Genomic DNA, 2242 nt, shown 5'->3' with positions numbered 1-2242 from the left:
CCGGCCGCGTCGACGATCGCCGCCGCGATCGGGTGGGCGGAGGCGCGTTCGAGCGTGGCCGCCCGTTCGAGCACGCGTTCTGCGACCGCCTCCTCGGTAACCTCTCCCGCCGTGACCGTCGTATCGACAAGCCGCATCTCCCCGTCGGTGAGCGTCCCCGTTTTGTCGAGCACGACGGCGTCGACCTCGCCGGACGACTCGAACACCGCGTCGGAGACGACCACGATCCCGCGCTCCAGGGCGTCCCGGATACCGGCGGCGACCGCCAGCGGGGTCGCGAGCCCGAGGGCACACGGGCACGAGACGATGAGCACCGTGAGCGCGACAAGCATCGCGGTCGAGAACCCGTTGCCGAGCGCGAGGTTAGCGACGGCGACGAGGACGGCCATCGTCAACACGAGCGGGACGAACACGGTCGCGAGCCGGTCGGCGAGCTGCTGAACGCCGTGGTTCCCGCTTTGGAGGTCCCAGACGAGCTCGGCGACGCGGTCGAGGCTGGACGTCGCTTCCGGCCCGACGGCGATCGTGAGCGAGCCGTCGGCGACGACCGAGCCGCCGACGACCGTGTCGCCCGGCTCCTTTCGGACCGGCAGCGACTCGCCGGTGACGACCGACTCGTCTACGGCGGCGGGACCGTCAAGCGCTTCGCCGTCGACCGGGACGCGCTCGCCCGCGCGGACGAGTACGCGATCGCTCGGTTCGAGGTCATCGATGGCGACCGTTTCGGTCGATTCGCCCGTGGCTGGTTCCGTTTCGGGTGTCTCGGTCTCCGCCTCGACGACGCGTCGGGCAGTGTCGACCTGGACCGCCGTGAGGTCGGAGAGCAGCTCGGTCGCCCGCCGTTTGATTGACGTCTCGTAGTGGTTACCGACGGTGACGATCACGATGATCGCGACGGTGACATCGTAGTAGATCGAGGGGTCATCGACCAGCGCGACCGCCAGCGTGCTGTAGAGGTACGCGCTAACGGCGGCGATCGCGACGAGCAGATCCATGTTCGGCGATCGCGTTCGGGCGCTCACGTACGCGCCCCTGAGGATCGGTTTGCCGGTGACCAGCAGGACGATAGTCGTGAGCACCCCGATGATGATGAAGAAATACGTCCCGGAGGTCGACGCCATCGCCTCGTTGATGAACTCCAGCGTCCGCTCGTCGTAGAAGGGGAACGCGAAGTACGTCGGGTAGATCAGCACGATGTACTGGAGCATGACGGCCATCCCGACGAGCACGCCGACGGCGAGCCGCGCGGTAGCCATGTTGTCCGCCTGTCGCCGCGAGAACGCATCGTCGCGGGAGTACGCGCTGTAGCCGAGCCCGCTCACTGCCTCCGCGATGTCGTCCGTCGAGACGGAGTTAGGGTCGTGGTCGACCCTCACCGTGTCCGTGACGTAGCTGGCGCTCGCCGCGCTCACCCCGTCGGTCCGGGTCGCGACCGTCTCGATGAACGCCTCACACGTCGCACAGTGCATCCCGTCCACTTCGAGGAACGTCGCCTCGTGGTCGGCGGGGACGTCGGGGGAGTCGTCGATGTCGGTTCGATCACCGCCTCCCGACCTCTCGTCCCGCCGCGCCGCGATCGCCTCGGCACCCACGTCGACGTCGCCGAGCGCGTCGTAGACGCCGCGACAGCCGCTACAACAGAACCGGTTCCCCTCGTCGTCGACGACATTGACCCCCTCGGTCGGGAGGTCACACAGCGTGCAGTCGGGGACGGGGTGGTCGTCGGACGCGCCGTTCTCGCTCATCGGTCAGTGCCCTCCGTGGTCGTGTCCGGCGGCCTCGTGGCCGACGAGCTCCCCGGCGTCGAGCGGGTTCCAGAACGGCAGTTCGGGGTGGGGGACGTGGACGCCGACCGCCATCAGGCCGTGCGCGAACAGGACGTAGCCGAGCACGAGGAACGCGACCCCGAGCAGCCGGTGGACCCGGCGGCGGTGGACGGCGTCGACCCGCTCGATCAGCGTTCCGTACAGGAACACCGCCGGCATCGTCCCGACGCCGAGTGCCGCCAGTGCGGTCCCCCCACTGACGGCGGACCCGCTCGCGAACGCGTACAGGTACGCCGGGTAGAGGATCGGACACGGGAGCAGTCCGTGGACCGCGCCGAGCCCGACGATCCCCGGTCCGTTCGCGAGCCGGTCGACGTGGCCCGTCAGCCAGCCGGTGATCCGTTGAAGCCCGGGAAGGTGGACGCCGCCGGTCGCGCCGCCGAGGACGTACCGGACGCCGACCGCCATCACCGCCG

General features: G+C 69.5%; 2 protein-coding genes. Both read right to left on the bottom strand.

All coding sequences use genetic code 11. The features are described from left to right. A partial coding sequence (locus tag ACFQEU_RS14785) for a heavy metal translocating P-type ATPase (RefSeq protein ID WP_379783395.1) occupies positions 1 to 1745 on the bottom strand: 1745 nt, incomplete at its 3' end. A 3-nt stretch (positions 1746 to 1748) separates the two neighbouring features. After that, on the bottom strand, positions 1749 to 2242 hold a 494-nt coding region (locus ACFQEU_RS14780; protein ID WP_379783393.1), incomplete at its 5' end, for a sulfite exporter TauE/SafE family protein.

It is taken from the genome of Halorubrum tibetense, from assembly GCF_042661865.1.
GTDB lineage: Archaea > Halobacteriota > Halobacteria > Halobacteriales > Haloferacaceae > Halorubrum > Halorubrum tibetense.
This window is presented reverse-complemented; position numbering and strand designations above follow the sequence as displayed.